23 protein-coding genes are annotated in these 24346 nt (G+C 69.4%); 8 read left to right on the forward strand and 15 right to left on the reverse strand.

Features of this window, described 5'->3' with window-relative positions:
• The first annotated feature begins 18 nt into the window (after window positions 1-18).
• Window positions 19-1536, forward strand: coding sequence for a BCCT family transporter (locus AC3WQM_RS24740; protein ID WP_487848853.1), 1518 nt, complete (start codon window positions 19-21; stop codon window positions 1534-1536).
• Between the two features lie 99 nt (window positions 1537-1635).
• On the opposite strand, the gene AC3WQM_RS24745 is transcribed toward AC3WQM_RS24740, so the two are convergent.
• On the reverse strand, window positions 1636-2091 hold the full coding sequence (locus tag AC3WQM_RS24745) for a hypothetical protein (protein ID WP_489060264.1): 456 nt from the start codon (window positions 2089-2091) through the stop codon (window positions 1636-1638).
• Window positions 2092-2368: 277 nt separating this feature from the next.
• On the opposite strand from AC3WQM_RS24745, the gene AC3WQM_RS24750 reads away from it, so the two are divergent.
• On the forward strand, window positions 2369-2797 hold the full coding sequence (locus AC3WQM_RS24750) for a glycerate kinase (protein WP_390347307.1): 429 nt from the start codon (window positions 2369-2371) through the stop codon (window positions 2795-2797).
• Between the two features lie 25 nt (window positions 2798-2822).
• On the opposite strand, the gene AC3WQM_RS24755 is transcribed toward AC3WQM_RS24750, so the two are convergent.
• Window positions 2823-3821, reverse strand: coding sequence for a recombination-associated protein RdgC (locus AC3WQM_RS24755; protein WP_489060260.1), 999 nt, complete (start codon window positions 3819-3821; stop codon window positions 2823-2825).
• A 135-nt stretch (window positions 3822-3956) separates the two neighbouring features.
• Here AC3WQM_RS24755 and AC3WQM_RS24760 point away from each other — a divergent pair, with 135 nt between their 5' ends.
• Window positions 3957-4910 carry a branched-chain amino acid transaminase gene (locus AC3WQM_RS24760; RefSeq protein ID WP_489060258.1) on the forward strand — a complete coding sequence of 318 codons (954 nt, stop codon included), beginning with the start codon at window positions 3957-3959 and terminating at the stop codon, window positions 4908-4910.
• An 8-nt stretch (window positions 4911-4918) separates the two neighbouring features.
• Window positions 4919-5128, forward strand: coding sequence for a zinc-finger domain-containing protein (locus AC3WQM_RS24765; RefSeq protein WP_056583879.1), 210 nt, complete (start codon window positions 4919-4921; stop codon window positions 5126-5128).
• A gap of 49 nt (window positions 5129-5177) precedes the next feature.
• Here the strand turns inward: AC3WQM_RS24765 and AC3WQM_RS24770 are convergent, their stop codons facing one another.
• From AC3WQM_RS24770 to AC3WQM_RS24795, 6 genes are all read right to left on the reverse strand, one after another.
• Window positions 5178-6407, reverse strand: coding sequence for an O-antigen ligase family protein (locus AC3WQM_RS24770; protein WP_492682433.1), 1230 nt, complete (start codon window positions 6405-6407; stop codon window positions 5178-5180).
• A gap of 65 nt (window positions 6408-6472) precedes the next feature.
• Window positions 6473-7681, reverse strand: a complete 1209-nt coding sequence (locus AC3WQM_RS24775) for an ATP-binding protein (RefSeq protein WP_369630911.1) — start codon at window positions 7679-7681, stop codon at window positions 6473-6475.
• A gap of 16 nt (window positions 7682-7697) precedes the next feature.
• Window positions 7698-8420 (reverse strand): response regulator, encoded by a 723-nt coding sequence (locus AC3WQM_RS24780; protein ID WP_062476797.1) that lies wholly within the window; start codon window positions 8418-8420, stop codon window positions 7698-7700.
• Window positions 8421-8622: 202 nt separating this feature from the next.
• Window positions 8623-9438, reverse strand: a complete 816-nt coding sequence (locus tag AC3WQM_RS24785) for a beta-ketoacyl synthase chain length factor (protein ID WP_492682435.1) — start codon at window positions 9436-9438, stop codon at window positions 8623-8625.
• On the reverse strand, window positions 9435-10637 hold the full coding sequence (locus AC3WQM_RS24790) for a beta-ketoacyl-[acyl-carrier-protein] synthase family protein (RefSeq protein ID WP_492682437.1): 1203 nt from the start codon (window positions 10635-10637) through the stop codon (window positions 9435-9437). Before AC3WQM_RS24790 ends, AC3WQM_RS24785 begins: the two co-directional genes overlap by 4 nt.
• Window positions 10638-10792: 155 nt before the next feature.
• Complete coding sequence (locus AC3WQM_RS24795) at window positions 10793-12187, reverse strand: AmpG family muropeptide MFS transporter (RefSeq protein WP_492682439.1); 1395 nt, start codon at window positions 12185-12187, stop codon at window positions 10793-10795.
• 119 nt (window positions 12188-12306) lie between these two features.
• Here AC3WQM_RS24795 and AC3WQM_RS24800 point away from each other — a divergent pair, with 119 nt between their 5' ends.
• The gene (locus AC3WQM_RS24800; protein ID WP_492682441.1) at window positions 12307-13161 is read left to right on the forward strand and encodes a M48 family metallopeptidase; all 855 of its coding nucleotides are present in this window, start codon (window positions 12307-12309) and stop codon (window positions 13159-13161) included.
• 23 nt (window positions 13162-13184) lie between these two features.
• On the opposite strand, the gene AC3WQM_RS24805 is transcribed toward AC3WQM_RS24800, so the two are convergent.
• Together AC3WQM_RS24805 and AC3WQM_RS24810 are read right to left on the reverse strand one after the other, a co-directional pair.
• Window positions 13185-14147, reverse strand: coding sequence for a tripartite tricarboxylate transporter substrate binding protein (locus AC3WQM_RS24805; RefSeq protein ID WP_492682443.1), 963 nt, complete (start codon window positions 14145-14147; stop codon window positions 13185-13187).
• A 40-nt stretch (window positions 14148-14187) separates the two neighbouring features.
• Window positions 14188-15438 (reverse strand): flavin-dependent oxidoreductase, encoded by a 1251-nt coding sequence (locus AC3WQM_RS24810; RefSeq protein WP_492682445.1) that lies wholly within the window; start codon window positions 15436-15438, stop codon window positions 14188-14190.
• Window positions 15439-15510: 72 nt separating this feature from the next.
• On the opposite strand from AC3WQM_RS24810, the gene AC3WQM_RS24815 reads away from it, so the two are divergent.
• Window positions 15511-16410: a LysR family transcriptional regulator gene (locus tag AC3WQM_RS24815; protein ID WP_492682447.1), complete on the forward strand. Its 900-nt coding sequence runs from the start codon at window positions 15511-15513 to the stop codon at window positions 16408-16410.
• A 3-nt stretch (window positions 16411-16413) separates the two neighbouring features.
• Here the strand turns inward: AC3WQM_RS24815 and AC3WQM_RS24820 are convergent, their stop codons facing one another.
• Genes AC3WQM_RS24820 through AC3WQM_RS24835 form a run of 4 tightly spaced genes read right to left on the reverse strand, consistent with a single transcriptional unit; the run spans window position 16414 to window position 21408 of the window.
• Entirely contained in the window at window positions 16414-18417 is a 2004-nt protein-coding gene (locus tag AC3WQM_RS24820) for a DUF4034 domain-containing protein (protein WP_492682449.1), read from the reverse strand.
• Between the two features lie 16 nt (window positions 18418-18433).
• Entirely contained in the window at window positions 18434-19243 is an 810-nt protein-coding gene (locus tag AC3WQM_RS24825; RefSeq protein WP_492682451.1) for a DUF1266 domain-containing protein, read from the reverse strand.
• Window positions 19240-20589, reverse strand: a complete 1350-nt coding sequence (locus tag AC3WQM_RS24830; RefSeq protein ID WP_492682453.1) for a hypothetical protein — start codon at window positions 20587-20589, stop codon at window positions 19240-19242. The genes AC3WQM_RS24825 and AC3WQM_RS24830 overlap by 4 nt, the downstream gene beginning before the upstream one ends.
• Before the next feature lie 15 nt (window positions 20590-20604).
• On the reverse strand, window positions 20605-21408 hold the full coding sequence (locus AC3WQM_RS24835) for an exodeoxyribonuclease III (protein WP_489060242.1): 804 nt from the start codon (window positions 21406-21408) through the stop codon (window positions 20605-20607).
• Window positions 21409-21420: 12 nt separating this feature from the next.
• Here AC3WQM_RS24835 and pyrE point away from each other — a divergent pair, with 12 nt between their 5' ends.
• The gene (pyrE, locus tag AC3WQM_RS24840; RefSeq protein WP_056583914.1) at window positions 21421-22101 is read left to right on the forward strand and encodes an orotate phosphoribosyltransferase; all 681 of its coding nucleotides are present in this window, start codon (window positions 21421-21423) and stop codon (window positions 22099-22101) included.
• Window positions 22102-22113: 12 nt separating this feature from the next.
• Window positions 22114-22806: a DUF4124 domain-containing protein gene (locus AC3WQM_RS24845; protein ID WP_492682455.1), complete on the forward strand. Its 693-nt coding sequence runs from the start codon at window positions 22114-22116 to the stop codon at window positions 22804-22806.
• Window positions 22807-22855: 49 nt separating this feature from the next.
• Here the strand turns inward: AC3WQM_RS24845 and gatB are convergent, their stop codons facing one another.
• A complete protein-coding gene (gatB, locus tag AC3WQM_RS24850; RefSeq protein ID WP_492682457.1) occupies window positions 22856-24346 on the reverse strand; it encodes an Asp-tRNA(Asn)/Glu-tRNA(Gln) amidotransferase subunit GatB in 1491 nt (496 codons plus the stop codon).

Consider the following 24346-nt stretch of genomic DNA (forward strand, 5'->3'; position numbering starts at 1 on the left):
CCCACCAGGAGACCCCCCATGCAACTCATCGTCTCCGCCGGGCTGATCGCCGTGGTCGTGCTGTGGGGGTTGATTTCTCCCGCGTCGCTCGACCGCGTGTTCAGCACCGCGCTCGCCGACATCACGCGCAACTTCGGCTGGTTCTACCTGTGGGTGGTGCTCGGTCTGGTGGTGCTGGCCTTCTTCCTGGCGTTCAGCCGCTTCGGTGACCTGAAGCTGGGCGACGAGGACGACGAGCCCGAGTTCTCCATCGGCGCCTGGTTCGCGATGCTGTTCGCGGCCGGCATGGGCATCGGCCTGGTGTTCTGGGGCGTGGCCGAACCGATCTCACACTACGCGAACCCGCCGCCCGGCGTGATCCCCGGCACGCCCGATGCGGCCGGCGTGGCCATGCGCTACGCCTTCTTCCACTGGGGGCTGCACCCCTGGGCGATCTACGGCATCGTGGGCCTGTCGATCGCCTTCTTCAGCTTCCGTCGCAAGGCGTTGCCGCTGGTCAGCTCGGCCACCGAGGCGCTGCCGTGGCGCTTCGTGCAGCGGCTGTCGCCGGCCTTCAACGTGCTGGCCGTGGTGGCCACGGCCTTCGGCGTGGCGGCCTCGCTGGGTATGGGCGCCACGCAGATCAACAGCGGGCTGCACGCGGCCTTCGGCACGGACATCGGCCGTTGGACGCAGGCGGTGATCATCGTGGTGACGACGGTGCTGTTCATCACCTCGGCGGTCACGGGCGTCGAGCGCGGCGTGAAGTGGCTGTCGATGGGCAACCTGGTGCTGGCCGCGCTGCTGGCGCTCACGGTGCTGGTGGTGGGGCCCACCATCGCCATCGTCGAGACCTTCACCAACACATTGGGTTCGTACCTCGCCGAGTTCGTGCGCATGAGCCTGCGCATGAACCCGTTTCGCAACAGCTCGTGGGTGGCCGACTGGACGCTCTTCTACTGGGCCTGGTGGCTGGCGTGGTCGCCGTTCGTGGGCCTGTTCATTGCGCGCGTGTCGCGCGGGCGCACGATCCGCCAGTTCATCCTGGGCACGGTGATCGCGCCCACGCTGGTGGGCTTCGCGTGGTTCTCGGTGTTCGGCGGCGCCGCGCTCAACTTCGAGATCTTCCAGGGCGTGCCGCTGGTCGAGTCGGTGAAGGCCGACGTGTCGACCACCATGTTCGTGATGTTCAAGGCCATGCCCATGGGCGGGCTGCTGTCGATCGTGGCGACGCTGCTGGTGTTCGTGTTCTTCGTGACCTCGGGCGATTCCGCGACGCTGGTGCTGGGCATCATGAGCACGAAGGGCAACCCCAACCCGCCGGCCCGCGTGAAGATCACCTGGGGCGTGCTGGTGGCGGCGATTGCGCTGAGCCTGCTGTTCGCGGGCGGCATCAAGGCGATACAGACGGCGACCATCGTGTTCGCGCTGCCCTTTGCGTTCGTGATCCTGCTGATGGCGCTGTCGGTCACGCTGGCCATCCGCGACGACTGGAACGCCGAGCAGAAACGCGAGCGCGAGCTGCGACGCAAGATGCGGCAGCTCGTGAACTGGTGAATCGGTAGGCCAAAGAAAAAAATGCCCGGCGCGTGGTGGACGCGCCGGGCAGACCCTCCCTACCTTCCCTGGCCTCCCTGGCCTTCTCTGATTCGTTGCTTAGCTTCCGATGTGCATCGTGAACGCCGGCCCGTTGTTGAGCACGCACTGGCCGCTGCCCAAGGTGGCGGAGTTCATCGTGTACTGGCAACTCAGGTTGCCGCCGCGACTGCCGGTGGCGTTCGCCACGCCGGTGGTGCGCGAGCCGGCCACGCGGGTCGCCTCTCCCTGAAACTGTTCGGCGCCGATCTGCGCATTGAAGTGGCCGCGGCCGTTCATGTCGTTGGTCACCGTGCCCCCGACGGCGCCGTAGCGCGCGGCTTCGGCATTCGACGGATAGAGCCGCGCGCTGAAGGTCTGTGACACAGGCCCCGGTGCGACGGCATAGCTTTGCTGCGACGGCGCGATGGGAGCGGGTTGCCCGAGCGGCACCACGTAGCAACCGCTGAGGACGGTGCCCGCGAGTGCGGCGGCAAGGGTGAGTCGAACGATGCTGACGGAGCGCTGGATGTTCATGCGTTTCTCGGTGGCCCGGGCAGATGCCCGTGCGGCGAAATGTGCCCGCACCCATCGCCGCACCCTGCGCTTTTCGGGGTGAGTACCGCTTTCTGCGCCCGGCGGTAGCCACGGTCGCTACTGCGGCGCGGTCAGGGCTGCACAATCGCGGCCCGTTTCCCGCTGTCGCCGAATGAAATTCATCGCTGCGGCTGGAGGGCGACGAACACATGGCGCAGGTGCGCGACCCCTGGGGCAACTGCATCGGCTTGCGGGGGCCTTCCACCGGGCGGCGACAATGCGCCCCATGAATTTCCAGAAATTGCTGGTGCCCGTGGGGGCCGTCGTGCTCCTCGGCCTGTCGTGGCACCAATACGGATGGGGCGGCGTGGCGTTCGCCGGCGGCGCCATCGTGATGTTCCTGCTGATGCACTTCAACCGCACGATGCAGGTGCTCAAGCGGGCCGCCGACCGGCCCATGGGCACGGTGGCGAGCTCGGTGATGCTCAACGCCAAGCTCAAGCCCGGCGTGACGCTGATGCACGTCATCGCGATGACGCGCGCGCTCGGCGAGCTGCGCTCGCCCGAGAACGAGCAGCCCGAGCTGTACCGCTGGACCGATGCCGGCGGCTCCTACGTCGATACCGTGTTCAACGGCGGCAAGCTGCAGAGCTGGACGCTCACGCGGCCCGAGACGCCGGCGGACGAAGAAACGCCCGCGGCCTGAAGGCGGCGCGGGCGCTTCGCCTTACTTAGAACGGTGCGTCTTCTTCTTCGGGCGTGTCGGCCTGCGCCGCAGGCGCGGTGGCAGTAGCCGCAGCCTTGGGTGCTTCATCCGGTGGTGCTGCCGAGAACGCCGCCTCGCCGCCCAGCGCGTCGAGCAGCGCCGGCACCAGCTGGCCGAGTTCGCCGGTGGCAATGGCCACGTCGGCGTCGAAGTTGTCTTCCTTCTTGCCGCCCGCCGCGCCGTCGCCCGTGCCTTCGAGGAAGGTGATCTTGCGGATCAGCAGGCCGTGCGTCAGCTCGAAGGACACGCGGTCGTCCCAGGTGAGCGCCAGACGTGTCGGACGCTTGCCGTCCGTGATGTGCTGCTTGACCTCGTCGATGTCCAGCGCGTGCTTGGCGTAGCGCACCACGGCCTTGGAGTCGTCGGAGGCCTTGAGCTCGCACTCGCGGTCGATGCTGAAACCGGCCGGCGGCTCCTGCGTCAGCAGCCAGTTGGCCATGGCGGCGGCCGGCTCGATCTGCGTGTTGATCAGCGCCACGGCAAAGCCGTCGAGCGACTTCACGAGGCTGGTGACCACTTCGTCGGCGCGCGCCGCGTTGCCGCAGTTGATCACGAGGCGGTTCTCGGCCTTGTCGATCCACACCGTCACGCGCGCGCTGCGCGTGAAGGCCATGGGCAGCAGCTCGAGGGTGATGTCTTCCTTGAGCTCCTTCTTTTCCTTCTTGCCGGGCTTGCGGCCGGTGGTCGTCTCGATCTGGGCGCAGCGCTCGTCGAGCTTGCGGCGCACCACGGAGCCGGGGACCTGCTTGCTTTCGATCATGTACTCGACCAGCCACTGGCCGTCGATGGATTCGACCAACGGGCCGTTGGCTTCGCCGCGGGGCTCGACCCAGCCGGCGGACTTTTCCTGCGAGGGGCCGCAAGGCACGAAGCGTTGCTTGGCCAGCCCTTCTTCTGCCTCGGTCAGTGATTGGGACCAGGCAGGTTCGATGCGATAGACGATGACGTTCTTGAATACGGACACGGGAACCCTTTTTCCACTGGTTGGCACAACCGGCCATTGTCGGGCACCCGATTCCAGGCACCGCCTTAAAATCGAAAGCTTTTGCGACTTTCCCCGCGGGTCGCACCCCCCCACCGCTCCCAAAGGAATCAGGAAATGAGCTCGATCCCCCCCTCGCTGGACGACCGTGACGGCAAGATCTGGATGGACGGCGAACTCGTGGACTGGCGCGACGCCAAGATCCACGTGCTCAGCCACACGCTGCACTACGGGTGCGGCGCCTTCGAGGGCGTGCGCGCCTACAAGACGGCCGACGGCGGCACGTCCATCTTTCGCCTGGCCGAGCACACCGAGCGCCTGTTCAACAGCGCCAAGATCCTGCGCATGAAGATCCCCTTCACGCAGGAACAGCTGAACGAAGCCCAGAAACAGGTCGTGCGCGAGAACAAGCTCGAAAGCTGCTACCTGCGCCCCCTCATCTGGATCGGCTCCGAAAAGCTGGGCGTGAGCCCCAAGGGCAACAAGATCCACGCCATGGTCGCCGCCTGGTCCTGGGGCGCCTACCTCGGTGAAGAAGGCATGCGCCGCGGCATCCGCGTGAAGACCTCCAGCTACACGCGCCACCACGTGAACATCACGATGACGCAGGCCAAGTCGGTGAGCAACTACACCAACTCGATCCTGGCCAACATGGAAGCGCTGGACGACGGCTACGACGAAGCGCTGCTGCTCGACGCGAGCGGCTTCGTGTCGGAAGGCGCGGGCGAGAACGTGTTCGTGGTCAAGAACGGCGTGGTCTACACGCCCGACCTGTCGGCCGGCGCCCTGAACGGCATCACGCGCAACACCATCCTGCACATCTGCAAGGACCTGGGCATCGAGCTCGTGCAAAAGCGCATCACGCGCGACGAGGTCTACATTTCCGATGAAGCCTTCTTCACCGGCACCGCCGCCGAAGTGACGCCGATTCGCGAACTCGACCGCATCGAGATCGGCAACCGCGGCGACGGCGGCTCGCGCGGCCCGGTCACCGAGAAGATCCAGTCGGCCTTCTTCGACATTGTGAACGGCAAGAATCCCAAGTACGCCCACTGGCTCACGAAGGTCTGAGAGAAACCATGTCCACCAATGCAGTCGTCGAACTCCTCGCGAAGGAGCTCAATCACCAGGGCGGCGTGTTCTGCCCCAGCCCCAAGGCCGACATGAAGCTCTGGAACGGCCACCCGAAGGTCTACCTCGACGTGGCGCGCACCGGCGAAGCCAAGTGCCCGTACTGCGGCACGGTGTACCGCCTGAAGGCGGGCGAGACCGTGTCCAGCCGCCACTGAGCGGCCAGGCGGAAAAAAGAAACCGGCCCTTGCGGCCGTTTTTTTCGTTTCAGCTTGGCCGGGCCCGCGGCCACAGGCCGCGCCACGGATCGGGGTCCTGCGATTCCTGCGCCAGCCGCAGGTAGACCATCGCGATCCACAGCACGGCCAGCCCGATCTGCGCATCGCGCATCGCCGAATTCACGCTCGACGCGATGAGCGCGATGAGCGTGGCGGCCAGCGCGTAGCGGCCGGCGATGTCGGGCCGGCGCCAGGCCTGCCAGACGGCGACGAGCATGATCGCCAGCAGGCTCAGGATGCCCGGGATGCCGCCTTGTGCGCCCACCCAGAGGAAGTCGTTGTGCGGCATGTTGGAGTCGGCGAACAGCGCCGGGCCGCGCTTGTGCCACTGCTCGGTCCAGCCGCCGATGCCCCAGCCCGCGACGGGCTGGTCGGCGATCATGGCGCCGGTGTCGCGGTACATGTAGTAGCGGATGATCCAGCTGCCGTGGAACACGGCGCCGGTCTGCGCCTTCTCGAGTTCCTCGATGCCGGTCTCGACCTTCTGCTGCAGCTGCGGCAGCTGGTACAGGCCCGCGCCGATCACCACCGCGCCCAGGATCAGCGCGGCCGACAGCGCCTTCAGGTGGTTCTTCCACTGGTGCAGGCAGACCACCGGAATCACCAGCAGCAGCGCCAGCACCGAGGTGCGCGAGGTGAGCGGCAGCGCGACGACGGCGCCCAGCCCGAGCACGAGCGCAAAGGCCGGCAGCGCGCGCCAGGGGCGGTGCCCGGCGATCTGCGACAGCCCGTAGACCGCGGCGCTGGCCGCGACGATGCTGAACAGCAGCGCGTTGCTGATCGACTTGTTGCCCACCTCCATCACCACGCCGCGCAGCGCGCCCGGCACCGGAAAGCCCAGGCTGTAGTGCAGCACGATGAGCACGATGTTGAGCGCCGCGATCAAGAGGAAGCCGCGCAGCGCCCACAGCGCCTCCTCGCGCGTGAGCGCCATCGCCATCAGGAAGGTGAGGGCGATGCGCAGTCCGTGGAACAGGTTGGAAGGGGTCTCGGGGTAGTGCGGCCGCACGGCGAGCACGATGAAGGTCCACGCCACGTAGGCAACCACCGGCCACCACAGCGGGTTGGCGCGCAGCCGCGCATAGCGCTCGCGCAGGCCGCCGGCCACCAGCAGGGTGAGCAGCAGCACGATGGCCGACAGGTAGGTGACGCCGACCGGCATGAACACCACCAGCCCCCAGAACATGGCCGCGGGCCGAACGATGTGCGATCTCTGCATAGGGGCGGGATTTTAGGTGCGGCCCCTCGGCTGAACCTGACTTGCCCCTGCGCGCCCGAAGGCGCTCAGTGCGCTGCGGCGGCAGGGCCCTTGGCCGGCAGGCGGATCACGAAGCTCGCGCCCCCGCCCGGCCGGTCTTCGCACTGCACCGATCCGCCGTGGCGTTCGGCGATCGACTTCACCAGCGCCAGCCCGAGGCCGACGCCGCCGTTGCGCTCGCTGGCGCCCGGCAGGCGGTAGAAGGGTTCGAAGATGCGTTCGCGCAGCGCCGCCGGCACGCCCGGCCCGCGGTCGTTGACGCGCACCGTGGCGTAGCCGCCGGCGCTGCCGAGTTCGACGCTGATCTCGCCCGCGCCGTAGCGGCGGGCGTTCTCGAGCAGGTTGCGGATCGCGCGGCGCAGCAGGCGCGACACGCCCTGCACGGTGAGCGTCGCGTTGTCGGTGCCTTCGGCCAGGTCGAGTTCGGCGTTCACCTGCGCGCACTCTTCGGCGGCCAGGCCGGTCAGGTCGACGGCTTCGATGGTGCCCATGTCGGCCTCGCTGGCGTCGAGCCGGCTGGCCAGCAGGATCTCGTCGATGAGCTGGTCGAGCTCGCCGATGTTGCGCGAAATCTCTTCGCGCGCCGTCGGGCTCGGCCGGTCGCCCATGAGCTCCAGGCCCATGCGGATGCGGGTGAGCGGCGAGCGCAACTCGTGCGAGGCATTCGCCAGCAGCGACTTGTGCGAACGCACCAGCTGTTCGATGCGTTCGGCGGAGGCGTTGAAAAGTTTGGAGAGATCGGCCACTTCGTCTTGTCCTTCCTCGGGCACGCGCGCCGACAGGTCGCCCTCGCCCCAGCGCTGCACGCCGCGCTGCAGGGTCTCGAGCCGCTGGGTGATGCGCCGCACGATCGGGTAGACGCCCAATGCCACCGCCACGCCGACCAGCGCGATCATCCAGCCCAGCCCGAACGGCGTGCGCCAGGGCGCGAAGCCGCCGGTGCCGGTGGGGCGCTCGCGCGGCGCCACGCGCAGCGTCATGTCGCGGCCGTCGCTCAGCTGCACGTCGAACTCCAGGCCCTGGCCCGGCACGCGCATGGCCTTGCCGGTGCCGATGGTGCGGTCCTGGCTGTCGAGCACGACCACCTCGCGCGGCACGGGCGCCAGGCGCTCGCGCTCGGCCTCGGCGGCCACGCGCACGATCCAGTTGGCCATCAGCGTGAGGATGACCACGCCGCCGACCACCGCGAGCCAGATGCGGACGTAGAGGTGGCGGCGGTAGAGGCTGCGCAGCATCGCGGGGCGGTCCGGGTCAGTCTTGCTGCTTGGCGAACACGTAGCCCACGCCGCGCACGGTGAGGATGCGCTTCGGATTCTTCGCGTCCACCTCGATGGCGGCGCGGATGCGGCCCATGTGCACGTCGATCGAGCGGTCGAAGGCCTCGAGCTCGCGGCCGCGCACGGCCTCCATGATCTGGTCGCGCGTGAGCACGCGGCCCGCGCGCTCGGCCATCGCCACCAGCAGGTCGAACTGGTAGGAGGTGAGGTCGGCCAGCGCGCCGGCCACCGACACGGTGCGCGCGTTGCGGTCGATCTCCAGCGTGCCGAAGCGCATCACCGTGGAGGCTTCGGCCTCGGTGGCGTTCTCGCTGCGCCGGCGCAGCACGGCGCGGATGCGCGCCAGCAGCTCGCGCGGCTCGAAGGGCTTGGGCAGGTAGTCGTCGGCGCCGATCTCCAGGCCGATGATGCGGTCCATCGGGTCGCCCTTGGCCGTGAGCATCAGCACCGACACCTTGGCCAGCGGGCCGGGCAGGGCGCGGATGCGGCGGCAGACCTCGAGGCCGTCGGTGTCGGGCAGCATCAGGTCGAGGATCACCAGGTCGGGCGCGTGCTGCTGCAGCTGCTCCAGGCCGGTGGCGCCGTCGCCGGCGTGGTTGAAGGCGAAACCCGACTGCGTCAGGTACTCGCCCACCATCTGCGCCAGGCGGGCGTCGTCTTCGATCATCAGGAGTTGGGGGGTGCTCATGCGCTTCATGGTCGTTCACCGGGAGCAAGCGGGCTTGAACGCTCCGTAAAGTTGGGTAAACGCAGCATCGCCCTGTCAACCTGGATCGCTGCGGAAAACATAGCGCTTCGCCCAGGTTGCGTGGGCGCCATGCGGCAATGATGACGTACCGGGGCGCCACCCGCGCGGTTCGTGTGTGTCAACACGCACCGCCGACCCCGGCGGGGGCCGGTCAGCCCGCGGCCTGCAGGCGCAGCCGCAGGGCCAGCGCGGCCGACAGCGGCAGGTCGATGGGCGCGTCTGCGCTGCCCGGGGCCTGCGCCAGCGCCTCGAACAGGGGCAGGGCGTCGGCCATCGGGTTGATGTCCTTCAGCGTGGCGGCGGCGGCCGAGCGCGGCGCCGTCGCCGCAGCGGCATCGCCGACCAGCGACCAGTCGAGGCTGGCCACCGTGCGGGCCGTGCGCTCGGGCGCGATCACCAGCGCCACGGCCAGCAGGCCGCGGCTGTCGGTCACCGAGGCCAGCGCGCCGACCGTGGGGGCGTCGTAGCCCACCAGCAGCACCGGCGTCTGGTCGGCCGCGCACTGCACGGCCGCCTCGAGCAGGCCGGCGGCAAAGCTGTGGCCATAGGCCGAGACGGCGTTGCTGGCCGCCATGCAGCCGGTGCCGATGGTCCAGTAGCCCACGGCCGCGTTGTGCACCGAGTTGTGGAACTTGGTGGGCGACAGCATCTTCGGGTCGCCCGCGAGCGTGCTGCACATGTAGTCGTTGATCGACAGGTCGCCGTGCGCCGACGTGAACACGCAGGGCACGTCGGCCGCGGGCCGGTCGGCGCCCGCGATGGCCGCGGCGGCCACTTCGAGCGCCAGCGCCACGGTGTCGGGCGCGCGGCGCCGTTCGGCCGGGGCCAGCACCTGCGGCGAGGGCCGCTTGGCGGGCGGGTCGGCCAGCGCGCCTTCGCCGCGGAAGGCCGCGCGCGCGGCGTCCCAGCCGGGCAGCGTGGGGGTCCAGAAGGCGGGGCCTTCGATGTAGAGCGTGGGGGTGCTCATGCCGCCACCGCCTTGCCGAAGACCAGCGCGCAGTTGTTGCCGCCGAAGCCGAAGGAGTTGGACAGCGCGTAGCGCACCTCGCCCGTCGCAGGCGCGAGCTTGATCTGGGGGCCGAAGCCTTCGTCCAGCGTGCGCGTGTTGACCGTGCCCGGCATCAGGCCGCGCTCGATCGCCAGCAGACAGACGACGGCCTCGACGATGCCGGCTGCGCCCAGCGTGTGGCCCATGAAGCCCTTGGTCGAGCTGGCGTGCGTGCGCGCCGGAAAGCGGCGCGCCACCAGCGCGCCCTCGACCTCGTCGTTCTTCTGGCTCGCCGTGCCGTGCATGTTGATGTAGTCGATGGCGTCGGCCGACAGGCCGGCGCGCGCCAGCGCGTCGTCCAGTGCGCGCTCGGCGCCCAGGCCCTCGGGATGCGGCGTCGACATGTGGTGCGCGTCGCTGGCTTCGCCGTAGCCCAGCAGCTGCGTGGCGCTCTCGCCCGCCTGCACGCGCTCGACCAGCGCGAAGCCGGCTGCCTCACCGAGGCTGATGCCCTTGCGGGCGGCGTCGAAGGGGCGGCAGGGCTCGGTGGAGACCAGCTCCAGCGAGTTGAAACCGAACAGCACGCTGCCGCACAGCGTGTCGGCGCCGCCGACCACGGCCGCGTCGGCCAGGCCCAGGCGGATCAGGCGCTCGGCCGAGGCGAACACCTTGGCGCTGGACGAGCAGGCGGTCGAAATCGTCTCGCTCGGGCCGTCGATGCCCAGCACCTGCTGCACGAACATGGCCAGCGAATGCGGCGTGTGGACGGCCGCGCGGCGCTGGTCCGGCGGAAAGTTGCCGTCGGCGTCGAGCTGCGTGTAGGCCAGCTCGGTCTCGCCGATGCTGGCCGTGGAGGTGCCGAGCACCAGCGCGATGCGCGTGGCGCCGTACTTCTCACGCGCCGCCGCGACCGCCTCGAGGAAGCCGTCGGCCTGCAGGCCCAGCCAGGCCAGCCGGTTGTTGCGGCAGTCCCAGAACGCGGCCGATTCGGGCAGGCGGACGTCTTCCAGGCCGTCGACACGGCCGATCCAGGTCGGCAGCGGTGCCTCGCCGAAATCGTTGGCACGCAGGCCGCTGCGCGAGTGCGCGAGCGCGTCGGCGTGCGCTTCCTTGCCGACGCCGACGGCCGAGGTGGCCGTGTAGGCACTGATTTGAAGGGGAGAAATTCGGGACGGCACGATGGATATGGGAGCGCGCGACAAGGAAAAAGGCGTCGACGACAGAGGAAAAAGCGGAAAAGCGCAATTTTCACGCAATGAATGTCGCAGCCTACCAGCGTTACGTATCGGGTTGCGTCGGCTGTTTCCTATAGATGACAGCTCCGGCGCAGGCCCTATTGACGCTCGCCGTCGCCTGTGCGGGCCGCCATGCGCGAGGCCAGCGCCACCAGCACCAGCACCGGCAGGCCCAGCAGCGCGGTGGCGGTGAAGAAGGTGCTGTAGCCGTAGGCGTCCACGAAGGCGCCCGAATAGCCGGCGATGAACTTCGGCAGCAGCAGCATCAGCGAGCTGAACAGCGCGTACTGCGTGGCCGAGTAGCTGATGTTGGTCAGGCTCGACAGGTAGGCGATGAAGGCCGCCGAGGCGATGCCGCCGGCCAGGTTGTCGGCCGAGACCACGGCGATCAGCGCCGTCAGGTCGTGCCCGCGCGTGGCCAGCCAGGCGAACAGCAGGTTGCTCGCGGCGCTCAGCACGGCGCCCAGCATCAGCACCCGCATCACGCCCAGGCGCATCGACAGCACGCCGCCCACGAAGGCGCCCACCAGCGTCATGATCACGCCGTAGATCTTGCTGACCGTGGCCACCTGGTCCTTGGTGAAGCCCATGTCCACATAGAAGGGGTTGGCCATGATGCCCATCACCACGTCGCTGATGCGGTAGATGGCGATCAGCGCCAGGATCAGCGCCGCCTGCCACTTGTAGCGGCGGATGAAGTCGGCAAAAGGCTCGATCAGCACGCTTCGCAGCCATTCGCCGGCGTTCTTCGCCTTCGGCAGCGCGCGCCGCACCGGTTCGGGCGACAGCAGCACCGTGAGCACGCCGACCGCCATCGAGGCCGCCATGACGAGGTAGGCCGTCTTCCAGGCGCCGTTCTGGTAGGCCGCCGCGCCAGTGACCGCCACGGCGGGCGCCACCTCGGCCCAGGCCGCGACCCACAGCACGCCGGCGCCGGCCCAGATCATCGCCAGCCGGTAGCCCGTTTGATAGGCGGCGGCCAGCGCGGCCTGCTTGCGCGTCTCGGCCGATTCGATGCGGAAGGCGTCCAGCGCGATGTCCTGCGTGGCCGAGCCGAAGGCCACCAGCAGCGCGCACCAGATCAGCGGCTGCAGCCCCAGGCGCGGGTCGTTCATCGCCATGCCGATCAGCCCGACGATCACCATGCCCTGCGCCAGCAGCAGCCAGCCGCGCCGGCGCCCCAGCAGCGTGGTCAGCGGCGGCAGCGGCAGTCGGTCGACCAGCGGCGCCCAGACCCACTTGAAACCATAGGCCAGCCCGACCCAGCTCAGGTAGCCGATGGTGGTGCGGTCGATGCCCGCCTCGCGCAGCCGGAAACTCAGCGTGCCCAGCACCAGCAGCAGCGGCAGGCCGGCCGAGAAACCCAACGCGAGCATGCGCAGGGTGGCGGGTTCGAGGTAGACCTTGAGCGCGTCGCGCCAGGGCAGCGCGGTGCTCGCGGGGGCTTGGGTGGGTTCGGCGGGCGGTGCGGACATGAGTGGGGGATTGTCCATGAGTGCCGCCCGGCCGCCCGAAGGCACTCGCACCGCAGCCGAAGGCGGAGGTTTTCGTGGAGTGTTGGGGACATCGGCGCGCCCGCTCGTCTCCATTTGTTCCTATCATCCGGGCACCTATGTGCACACGATGCGAACGCCCCTTTTCCGCCCTCTCCGAAGCCTCGGCATGGAACCCGCGCCGGGCCTTCCTGCTGGCCGCCGCCGGTGCGGCACTGAGCGCGCCGGCGCTGGCGCAGGTCAATGTCGGCAATGCCTCCGTGGCGCGCAACCTTGTGCCCGCCGAGCAGATCGAGGCGGCCGGCGTGCAGCAGTACGGCCAGCTGCTTGAACAGGCGCGCGCCAAGGGCGCGCTGGCCGGCGACGGCAACGCGCAGCTGCAGCGCCTGCGCACCATCGCGCAGCGGCTCATTCCCTTCGCCCTGCCGTGGAACAGCCGCGCGCGCGAATGGAAGTGGGAGGTGAACCTGATCGGCAGCAAGCAGATCAACGCCTTCTGCATGCCCGGCGGCAAGATCGCCTTCTTCACCGGCATCCTCGAGCAGCTCAAGCTGAGCGACGACGAGGTCGCGATGGTCATGGGCCATGAAATGGCGCACGCGCTGCGCGAACACGCCCGCGCCCGCATGGCCAAGAGCGCCGGCACCGGCGCAGCGCTGTCCATCGGCGCGCAGCTGCTGGGGCTCGGCCAGGTGGGCGACCTCGCGGCGCGCGCCGGCACGCAGCTCATCACCCTGAAGTTCAGCCGCAGCGACGAGACCGACGCCGACCTCGTGGGCCTGGAGCTCGCCGCGCGCGCGGGCTACGACCCGCAGGCCTCGGTGTCGCTGTGGAAGAAGATGGCCACGGCCTCCAAGAACCAGGGCGGCCTGAGCTTTTTGTCGACCCACCCGAGCGGGCCGGACCGCATCGCCAAGCTCGAGGCGAACGTGCCGAAGGTCGAGAACCTGTACCGGGCGGCTGCGCGCAAGTAGCTGCGCTGCGTTTCCCGCCGCGCTCAGTCGGCGGTGATGTTCCCCTTCTTCACCACCGCCGCCCAGCGCTGCGCGTCCTTCTGGATCAGCGCGCCGAACGCCGCCGGCGTCGAGCTGGCGGGCACCATGCCCTGCGACTCGAAGGACTTCGCCACCTCGGGCGACTTCAGCACCGCGGCGATCTCCGTGTTGAGCCGCGCCACCACGTGGGCCGGCGTGCCCTTGGGCGCGAGCACGCCGTACCACATGTCGACGTTGTCGGCGGTCACGCCGGCCTCGGCGAGCGTGGGTACGTCGGGCAGCTGCGGCAGGCGGTGGCTGCTGCCGGTGGCGAGCGCCTTGAGCTTGCCGGCCTGGATGTGCTGCAGCGCCACGTGCACCGGCAGGAACATCGCGTCGATGCGCCCGCCGAGCAGGTCGGTGACGGCGCCGGCCGTGCCCTTGTAGGGCACGTGCAGCAGGTCGGTGCCGGTGCCCTGCATCAGGAGCGCCATCGACAGGTGGTGCGGCGTGCCGACGCCGGGCGTGGCGTAGGTCAGCTTGCCGGGGTTGGCCTTGGCGGTGGCCACCAGCTGCGCGAGCGAGCCCGCCTTCTGCGTCGACGGGTTGGTCACCAGCAGCAGCGTGCCCCACGAGGTCTGCGACACCGGCGTGAAGTCGGCCACCGGGTCGTAGGCGAGCGACTTGTACAGGCCCTTGTTCATCACCAGCGTGTTGACCTGCACCAGCAGCGTGTAGCCGTCGGGCTTGGCGCGCGCCACCTTCTCGCTGCCGATGTTGCCGCTGGCGCCGGCGACGTTCTCCACGATCACCGGCTGGCCGAGCACGGCGGGCAGGCGGGCCGAGAGCTGGCGTGCGATCAGGTCGATGCCGGTGCCGGGCGTGTAGGGCACCACCAGCGTCACCGGCTGGTCGGGCCAGGCATGGGCCGCGGCGGCGCTGGCCGCGACCAGCAGGGTGGCGAAGGTCCGGGTCAGAAATCTCATGGGGTCTTGTCTCCGTCTTGTTCGGTGAATGTGCAGTCGCTCAGAGGTACGACGCGCGCGCCTTCAGCGCCGCCGGGTCGTAGCCGGCCACGCGCTTGTAGTGGTCGGAGATCGCCTGCAGTTCCTGCTGCGTGACGAGCTCGTCGAGGTTCTCGACGCGCCGGCCGCCCGAGCGCTCGAACACCTCGCGCAGGATGGTGTCGGGCGGGTTGCTGCGGTTGGTCAGTACCACGTCGGTGGTGGCCTTCACGCGCACGCGGTCGTAGGTCTCGAGCGCCGCGATGCCCACGCCTTCGCGCTTCATCGCACCCGCGAGAAAGCGCGCGTCGATGATCGCCTGGCCTGCGCCGTTGGAGCCGCGCGGCACCATCGGGTGCGCGGCGTCGCCCAGCAGCGTGAGGCGGCCGTGGCTCCAGCGCGGCAGCGGGTCCTGGTCGACCATCGGGTACTCCAGGATGGTGTCGGAGGCCAGGATCAGCGCGGGCACGTCGAGCCAGTCGAAGTGCCAGTCGGCGAAGGCGGGCAGGAAGTCCTCGAGGCGCCCGGCGCGGCTCCAGTCGCGCATCGCGGGCTGGGGCGCGTGGATCTCGGCCACCCAGTTCACGAGCTGGCGGCCCTGGTCGTCGATGTCGTTGCGGATCGGGTAGATCACCATCTTGCCGACGGTGAGCCAGCCCGCGCGCACCATGCTGCCGCCCGAGAGAAAGGGCTTCCAGGCCGCGGTGCCACGCCACATGTTGATGCCCGAATAGCGCGGCGCACCCTCGTTCGGATACAGCTGCTTGCGCAGCGCCGAGTGGATGCCGTCGCAGCCCACCGCGACCGCGCCGCGCACCGGCGCGCGGCCGTCGGCGAAGTGCACCGTCACGCCGTCGGCATCCTGTTCGACGCCGGTGCAGCGGTGGCCGCACTGCACGCTGTCGGGGCCCAGGCGCTTGCGTGTTTCGTTCAGCAGCACGGTCTGCAGGTCGCCGCGGTGGATCGAGTACTGCGGCCAGTCGTAGCCCGCGTGCTGGCCGGCGGGCTCGCGGAACACGAGCTGGCCGTGCTCGGTGAAGAAGACCGCCTCCTGCGTGCGCACGCCCACGGCGTCGAGCGCGTCGAGCAGGCCCAGCTCGGACAGCTCGCGCACCGCATGCGGCAGCAGGTTGATGCCCACGCCGAGCGGGCGCAGTTCGGGCACGGCCTCGTACACGCGGCAGGCGATGCCGGCCTGGTGCAGGCTCAGGGCGAGGGTCAGGCCGCCGATGCCGGCGCCGAGGATGATGACTTCGTTAGGTGCGGTGCTCATGGGGTCCGTATTGGGACCGCAAACGAGGCATATGGGAAATTTAGATGTGATATGGATTTATCATGAATCCTTATGAACCTGACCACGCGCCAGATGCGCGCCTTCCTGCAGGTGGCGCGCATCGGCAACTTCACCCGCGCGGCGGAGCAGGCGCACATCACCCAGGCCGGCCTGAGCATCCTGATCCGCGAGATGGAGAGGCAGCTCGGCTGCCGCCTGTTCGACCGCACCACGCGCATGGTGAGCCTCACGCCGGCCGGGCGCCGGCTGCTGCCGGTGGTGGAGCGGCTCGTCACCGACCTCGACGACGTGGCCGCCGAGCTCGGCGCCGAGGGCGATGCGGCGCGCCAGACGCTGCGCATCGCGGCCACGCCGCTGGTGTCCTCGCACCTGCTGCCCTGGGTGTTCGCGAGTTTTCGCCAGGCGCATCCGCAGGTCGCGCTGCGCCTTTTCGACGCCGACCTGCGCGACGTGGAAGCGATGGTGGCCGCGGGCGAGGCCGACCTCGGCCTGGGCTTCTTCTTCAAGGCCGCGGCGGGGCTCGACCGCACGCCCGTGGGGCGCTTCGAGCTGATGCGCGTCACGCAGGCCACGGCCGACGGCGAACCGGTCGGCACCGCGCCCTGGTCCGCGCTGCGCGGCGCCACGCTGATCGGCCTGCCGCCCGGCAACCCGATCCAGAAGGTGATCGAGCGCCAGCTCGGCGAGATCGGCCTGGCCGACGCGCAGCGGCCCGCCTTCAACTTCTTCGGCACGCTGATCTCGATGGTCGAGGCCGGCTTCGGCACCGCCGTGATGCCCACCTTCGCGCTGGCGGCCTGCCGCCGTCACCGCGTGAAGACCGACGTGCTGCTGAAGCCGCGCGTGGGCATGGACTTCTTTCGCCTGACCAAGCGCGGCACGCACGAGACCGAGGCGATGCGCGCCTTCAGCGAGACGTTGGCGAAGGCCTTGCCAGCGCTGTCCCGCTAGCCGTTACACCATCGCGTTGTCGCCGCCCGGGATCTCGTGCGCCTTGATCTGCCGGCGCGTGAGCTTGTAGAGCGTGGACGACAGGAAGCCGTCCTGGTGGGTGTTCTTGGTCACGTTCACCACGAACTCGTCCTCGGGCGCCACGGCCTGCGCGCCCATGATCCAGCGCACGCTCTCGCGGTAGTTGTAGAGCACCTTGTCGCTGGCGTCGGCCAGCAGGGTCGACAGCGTGGCCATGGCGATGGCGTCGCCATTGGTGGCGTGCTCGCGCACGAAGTCCAGGTGGCGGTGGCGCACGGGGATGTCGGACAGGTCGCTGATGAACATCAGCGCGCCCTCGGTGGCGTCGTCGTGGCCCAGTTCGCGGGCCTTCATCATGGCCTCGACCGCCTGCGCCTGCAGCGCGGGGCGTTGCGCCGCGGGCGTGGCGTCTTCCCAGGCCATGTCGTGGCAGAGGTAGCCCAGCTTGTAGGCTGCGACGCTGTTGCCGGCCTGTGCCGCCTGGCCGTAGAAGTGCATCGCCTGTTGCCGGTCTTTCGGGCCGTGCACGCCGCCGGCATGGAAGAGGCCGAGCGTGAGCAGGCACGATTTGTCGCCGGCGGCCAGCCCCATCTCCAGGATCTCGAAGGCTTCCTGGTTGCGCGGCACGCGCCACAGTGCGCGCGCCAGGTCGTCCCAGTTCTCGGTGCCGGCGTTGCGTTCGCGCGCGGCCGCCAGCCAGGCGTTGCCGGTCGCCGCGTTGGGCACGAAGCCGAAGGCGCCTTTCAGGCTGCAGTAGCCGTGCAGGATCAGCGCGGTGTTGCATTCGTAGGCGTTGGCGCTGTTGCAGATGGCTTGGCCCAGCCACTGGCCGCCGGGGTCCTGCTCCAGGGCGACGTGCACCGCCATGTTCATGGCGTAGTCGTCGTCGATGGGGTGGTGGCTCTCGGCCTCGCGCAGGCAGGCCAGCGCTTCGGCATGCTGGTCGAGCATGTAGTGGCTCACGGCCAGCCAGCGCAGGGTTTCCCAGCGGTGGTAGGGGTAGAGCGCCTCCTGGGCGCGCTGGCGCGTGGCGGCCATGCGCTGCTGCGCTTCGGCCGGGTCTTCGTCCTTGTCGACGCTGTTGCCCTGGTAGTCGTCGCGCCAGATTTCGTGGCGCAGCCGGTCTTTCTCGACCTCGCTCAGGTGGGCGCAGGCGGGCGAGGCGATGAAGGCGCGCACGCGCTCGTGGCTGCCGCCCCAGCGCGGCTGCTGGAACCAGACGCACTGGCGCATGAAGAAGAACAGCCGCGGGTGCACGTGCAGCGTGGCGTGGATCCAGTAGGACGTGCCGCTGATCACCTTGCGGCCCTGCACGGGCGAGGGCAGGGCGGTGGGCGCGGCCTCGGGGCAGGCGACGCGCTCGTCGTGCGCCAGGCCGGAGCGCGCGAGCTGCGCCAGCAGCTCGTCGCGGGTGGCCGCATCGTCGTCCAGCGAAAAGTCGTGCTGCAGCGGCTTGTCGGGCCAGCGGCCGCTGCGCACCAGCTCGGTCAGCCAGTCGGGCTCGTTGAAGGCCGAGGTGCTCTGCAGCAGCAGGGCGCAGGCGGTCCACATCGTGGGCGCGAGCGTGAGTGCGCGCAGCGCGGCCACGGCGCAGCGCGTGGCGCAGGCATGGGCGCATTCCCAGCCGAGCGCCGTGACCGTGCTGGCCCAGCCCGAGCCGCGGTACTCGTAGGCCCAGTGGTACCAGTAGTGCGCTTCGCACAGCCAGGCGTGGGCCGATTGCGGGTTGGCGGCCTGCCACGCGGCCAGGCGGGCCAGCCCTTCGGCGCCGGCGGCGGTGCAGCCGGCCAGGTCGTCGGGCAAGGCGCCGTAGTAGCGCTCTTCCTCGTCGCGGTCTTGAAAGCTGGCAGCCAGCGCGTCGTCGAGCCGCTGGTCGAGCGCGGCGTAATCGCCGGCGCGCAGCAGGGCGTCGATGTCGCAGAGCTTCCAGCGCGCGGGCGCGGGGGGAATCACGGTCGCTGCGGCGGGGGGCGTGTGTGTGGTCATGGGCGGGGCTCGCGCGTCAGGCCGACGCGGCGGGGGCGAGAGTGACGGGTTGGGGATCGAAGATGCGGTAGCGCTTCCAGGGCAGCGTGAGCCAGTTGCCCTGGGTGTTCTGCAGGTGCTCCTGCACTTCCAGCGTGGCGCGCGACGAGGCGGGGCCGTCCTGGCTGCTGATGCGCAGCCAGTGCAGCCGGGCTCGCGCATAGGCGTGGCCGAAGTCTTCCCAGCTCTCGAAGCTGTCCTGCGCGCGCTGCGCGTTGAGGAACAGCACGAGCCAGGCCTGCGACTCGGGCACCCAGCCCAGCAGCGCGATGCAGCGCACCAGGAAGGCGGTGCGCGCGCAGTCGAAGGCCAGCGCGTCGCGCACCTGGCCTTCGGCCGCGAGCTGTTCGTAGAAGTTGGCGTGGGTGCGGCCGAGCCCGCCGACCCAGCCGACCAGCGCGGCCTGCATCTGCGTGGTGATGTCGCGCTCGGGCAGGTCGGCGGCCATGTTCATTTCGCGCAGCACCTGTTTGGCCAGCCGCTGGCGCTGCTCGGCGGGCACGTCGAGCGCCAGCGTGTCGCTGTCGCAGCGCAGGCCGTTGCGCAGCAGCAGGATGTCGCCGAGCGCCAGCGCCCAGCGGCGGCGGTTGGGCACCACCTTGCCGGCGTCGGCCTTGGCCTGTGCGGCGCGCACCGCGAGGTCGGCGTTGGCCTTTTCCATGTGGCCGATCGCCGTGCCCGAGCCGCGCACGACGATACGGAACGCGGTGCGCACGACGAACCACGCGATGCGCACCCCGAGGTACAGCAGGCCCAGGAACACAACGATGACGATGGCCTGCGTCATGGCAATGCGGCCCCCAGCGGCGGCGCGCACACGGCGGCGCTCAGCGAGATGCCTTCGATCTCCAGCATCGCGGCGGGCGCCGGCGTGGGGGCCGCCTGCAGCGCCGGCGGCAGCCGGTTCGCGGGCAGCGTCAGCCGGGCGGCGGCGGCCACCGCCACGTCCATCTGCCGCAGCCGCGCCAGTTCGTGCGGCGCGATGCGCAGCAGCAGCCATTGCAGCGCCGGCGGCGGCTGCTCGAAGTGCTCGATCAGGTGGAAGTTGCCGCTCATCACGCTGAGCAGGAAGTCGGGGCTCTGCACGTCGGTCACGAACTTCCATTCGCCCCGGGCGGCGTCCGAGGCCTCGGGCTCGAACACCAGGCCCATGCCCTCGCAGTCGCTGTGGCGCTCACCGCGCGGCGGCAGCGTGCGCAGGAACTGCAGCACGTCGTCCGCGTACTTGCGGATCGGGTGGCGGTTCTGCTTGCCCTTGATCTGGTCGACGCGCAGCCCGTCGGCATGCACTTCGAGGCTGATGGTCACGTGCGGCAGGTTGCCCGCACTGCGCAGCGTGAACAGGCGCAGCCGGCCGCTCTGCGCCGCGCTCGCGTACTGCTCGCCGTAGCCGCCGTTCAGCTTCTTGATGTTGGCGAACTGGCCCAGGCAGTGCTGCATGTGGAACGACTCGTAGGCCATTTCCTCGCGCAAGGCCGCATGGCTGCCGATGAACTCGAAGATCACGCCGTTGGGCGTGCGCAGCACTTCCTTCAGTGCCAGGCCGCTGCTGGGCACCCAGCCCTTGTTGCGCTTGGCCTGCATGCGCTGGTGCTCCTGCTCCCACAGGGCCATGGCCATGAAGCAGGTGATGCGCTGCAGCTTCTGTTCGAGCCGCGTGCCGCGCCGCGAGCGCAAGAACTCGACCAGCATGCGTTCGCGGTCGACCAGCAGCAGGTGGTCGGGGTCGAGGTAGTAGAAAGTTTTCGGGGCGGCTTCGGCGGCCGGCGATTCGGCCTTGTGGCCTTTGGACTTTTCCTTGTCCTGCGCGGACGCCGCGTTCACCGCGACAGGGGTGCGCGGCTGCAGCTGCCTGGCCAGCCACTCGGGCAGCGGCTTGTCGGGCCCGGCCGCGGCCAGGTAGTCGGCGGGCGACTGCACCGGCAGCACGTTGCCGAAGCTGCCGATGGCCCAGCGGAAGAAGTGGTTCAGCAGCCAGGCCGCCATGTCGGCGTCGTCGCCGCGCTCGGCGCTGCGGCGCGCGATCGCGGCCTTGACCTCGGGCGCGTTCACCACGTCGCGCGGCAGATAAACCGCCGTCGCGGCAGGTGGCGCGGAGGGGCTCGTGGAAGGAGACGGAGTCGGGATGGGCATCGACGGGCGGGCGACTTACAGCGTGAAGTCGTACTCCACCGTGATCGGCGCGTGGTCGCTGAACTTGACCGTCTTGTAGATCGCCTCGGTGCGCGCCAGTGCGCCCATGGCCGGGGTCGCGAGGTGGTAGTCCAGCCGCCATCCCACGTTGTTCGCGTAGGCCTGGCCGCGGTTGCTCCACCAGGTGTAGGCGTCGCCCGTGGTGTCGGGCTTGAGGCGGCGGTACACGTCCACCAGGCCGGCGCCTTCGGTGCCGGCGTCGAGCAGGCGCGTCATCCAGGCGCGTTCCTCGGGCAGGAAGCCGCTGTTCTTCTGGTTGCCGCGCCAGTTCTTCAGGTCGATTTCCTGGTGCGCGATGTTGATGTCGCCGCACAGGATGAACTCGCGCTCCTTCTTCAGCGCCACCAGGTGCGGGAAGAAGCCCTTCAGGAAGCGGAACTTGGCGGCCTGGCGCTCTTCGCCCGAGCTGCCGCTCGGGAAGTAGCAGCTGATCACCGAGAACTTGCGTTTCGGCGTGTCGAAGCGCAGCTCGAGGTAGCGGCCTTCGGCGTCGAATTCGGGATCACCCCAGCCCACCACCACGGCGCTGGGCGCATGCTTCGTGTAGACGGCGGTGCCCGCGTAGCCTTTTTTCTCGGCAAAGTGGAAGTGGCCCTGCAGGCCGGCCATCTGCTCGAAGCGGCCCTCGACATCGCTGGCCTGGACGCGGATCTCCTGCATGCAAATACAATCCGGCGCGAGTTCGGCCACCCAGTCGGCGACGCCCTTGGTGGCCGCCGAGCGCAGGCCATTGAGATTGAGACTGGTCAGTTTGAACACAAGGAATTTCCAATGGCTGTAGACGGTCAGACAAGCAGCGCGGTGGCACAGGACTTCGTCCAGTTCGCGCTCGACGCCGGCGTGCTTCGCTTCGGCGAATTCAAGACCAAGGCCGGTCGCATGAGCCCGTATTTCTTCAATTCGGGCCTCTTCGACGACGGCGCCAAGATCGCGCGGCTCGCCGGATTCTATGCAGACCGCCTGGTCGAAAGCGGCCTCGAGTTCGACATGATCTTCGGCCCCGCCTACAAGGGCATCCCGCTGGGCGCCACCGTGGCCGCCGAGCTGGCCCGCCGCGGGCGCAACTACCCCTTCGCCTACAACCGCAAGGAAGCCAAGGCGCACGGCGAAGGCGGCAATCTGGTGGGCGCGCCCCTCAAGGGCCGCGTGCTGATCGTCGACGACGTGATGTCGGCCGGCACCGCGGTGCGCGAATCCATCGCCGCGATCCAGGCTGCAGGCGCCACGCCGCATGCCGTGGCCATCGCCCTGGACCGGCAGGAAAAAGCCACCGAGAACGGCGTCGACGTGGACCACAGCGCCGTGCAGTACGTGCGCAACCAGCTCGGCCTCGCGGTGGTGCCCATCGCCACGCTGGACGACCTGCTGAGCTACCTCTCGGGCAACGCCGCCGCCGACCTTGGCGCGCACCGCGAGCGCGTGCTGGCCTACCGCACGCGCTACGGCGCCTGAGACGCAGCGCTGATGCGACGCCCCGCGCGCGATCCCTCTTCTGCCGCCGCCGTGGCGTCGCTGTGGCTGGGCCTGGCGGCCCTGTCGTCGTGCGCAACGGCGCTGGCCCAGCCCGCCAGGACGGACGGGCCCGGCGTCGGCATCTACACCTGCGTCGATGCGCGCGGGCGCACGCTCACGGCCGACCGGCCGATCGCCGAGTGCAGCGACCGCGAGCAGCGCGAGCTGGGCCCGAGCGGCACGGTGCGCCGCAAGCTGGAGCCGACCTACACGGCGCGCGAGCAGCAGGAGCGCGAGGACCGCGCGCGCGAAGCCGCCATCCAGGCCGCGCGGCTCATCGACGAGCGCCGCCGCGAGCGCGCGCTGCTGGTGCGCTACCCCAACGCCACCACGCACGACCGCGAGCGCGTCGAGGCCCTGTCGCAGATCGACGCCGTGATCCAGGCCGCGAAGAAGCGCATCGCCGAGCTCGCTGACGACCGCAAGAAGATCGACGAAGAACTCGAGTTCTACAAGCAGGACACGAGCAAGGCGCCCGGCGCGGTGCGCCGCAGGATCGAGGACAACACGCAGAGCGTGGCCGTGCAGAACCGCTTCATCGCGGAGCAGGAAGACGAGAAGAAGCGCGTGAATGCGCGCTTCGACGAAGAGCGCGGGCGCCTGAAGACGCTCTGGTCGCCGCAGAACGGCGGCAACCCGCGCTGAACGAGCCGGCCGGGGCCTGGCGCAAGGCCCCGGGGCTCGTCGTTCGCGATCAGCCCAGCTTGGCTTTCAGCAGCTCGGTGACCTGCGCAGGGTTGGCCTTGCCCCCGCTGGCCTTCATGACCTGGCCCACGAGGCCGTTGAGCGCCTTTTCCTTGCCACCGCGGTATTCCTCGACGTTCTTCGCGTTCTTGGCAATCACCTCGTCGAGGATCTTGTCGAGCGCGCCGGTGTCGTTCATCGGCTTCAGGTCTTTCGCTTCGATGATCGCGTCGACATCGCTGCCTTCGCCGCTCCACAGCGCTTCGAACACCTGGCGCGCGGCGTTGTTCGGCAGCGTGCCGTCGGCGATGCGCGTCACCAGCTGCGCGAGCTGCGCGGCCTTCACGGGCGCGGCCTCGATGCCGATCTCGGCGGCGTTCAGTCGGCGCGCCATCTCGCCGGTGATCCAGTTGCTGGCCAGCTTGGGCGCCGCGCCGGCGTTCACCGCGTCGTCGAAGTAGCGGGCCAGCGCCGCGCCTTGCGTGAGCTGCGCGGCGTCGTATTCCGACAGGCCGTGGTCGCGCACATAGCGCTCGGCCGTGGCACGCGGCAGCTCGGGCATGGTGGCGCGCACGCGCTCGATCCATTCGGCGGCTACCACGAGGGGCGGCAGGTCCGGGTCGGGGAAGTAGCGGTAGTCGGCCGCGTCTTCCTTGGTGCGCATGGTGCGCGTCTCGCCGGTGGCGGGGTCGAACAGCACGGTGGCCTGCTCGATGGCGCGGCCCTCTTCGAGCTCGTCGATCTGCGAGTTGATCTCGTAGTCGATCGCCTGCTGCATGAACTTGAAGCTGTTCAGGTTCTTGATCTCGCGGCGCGTGCCGAGCTTGTCGCCGGGCTTGCGCACCGACACGTTGGCGTCGCAGCGAAAGCTCCCTTCCTGCATGTTGCCGTCGCAGATGCCGATCCACGTGACGATCTTGTGCAGTTCCTTCGCATAGGCCACGGCCTCGGCGGTGGAGCGCATGTCGGGCTCGGTCACGATTTCCAGGAGCGGCGTGCCGGCGCGGTTCAGGTCGATGCCGCTCTGGCCGATGAAGTCTTCGTGCAGCGACTTGCCCGCGTCTTCCTCGAGGTGGGCGCGCACCAGGCGCACGGTCTTCTTCTCTTCGCCGAGGAAGAACGACACCGCGCCGCCTTGCACCACCGGGATCTCGAACTGGCTGATCTGGTAGCCCTTGGGCAGGTCGGGGTAGAAGTAGTTCTTGCGTGCGAACACGCTGCGCGGCGCGATGTGCGAGCCCAGCGCCAGGCCCAGCTTGATGGCGCGTTCGACCGCGCCCTTGTTCATCACGGGCAGCGTGCCGGGCAGTGCCAGGTCGACCGCGCAGGCCTGCGTGTTGGGCTCGGCGCCGAAGGCCGTGGAGGCGCGGCTGAAGATCTTGCTCGCGGTCGACAGTTGCGCGTGCGTCTCGAAGCCGATGATGACTTCATAGCCGCGCACCAGCGGGCCGGTCGGGCGGCCTTGTTGTTGTGCTTCGAAGGTGTTCACGGTCTCGCTCAT

It is taken from the genome of Variovorax sp. FW301-JW7 (assembly GCF_058788795.1).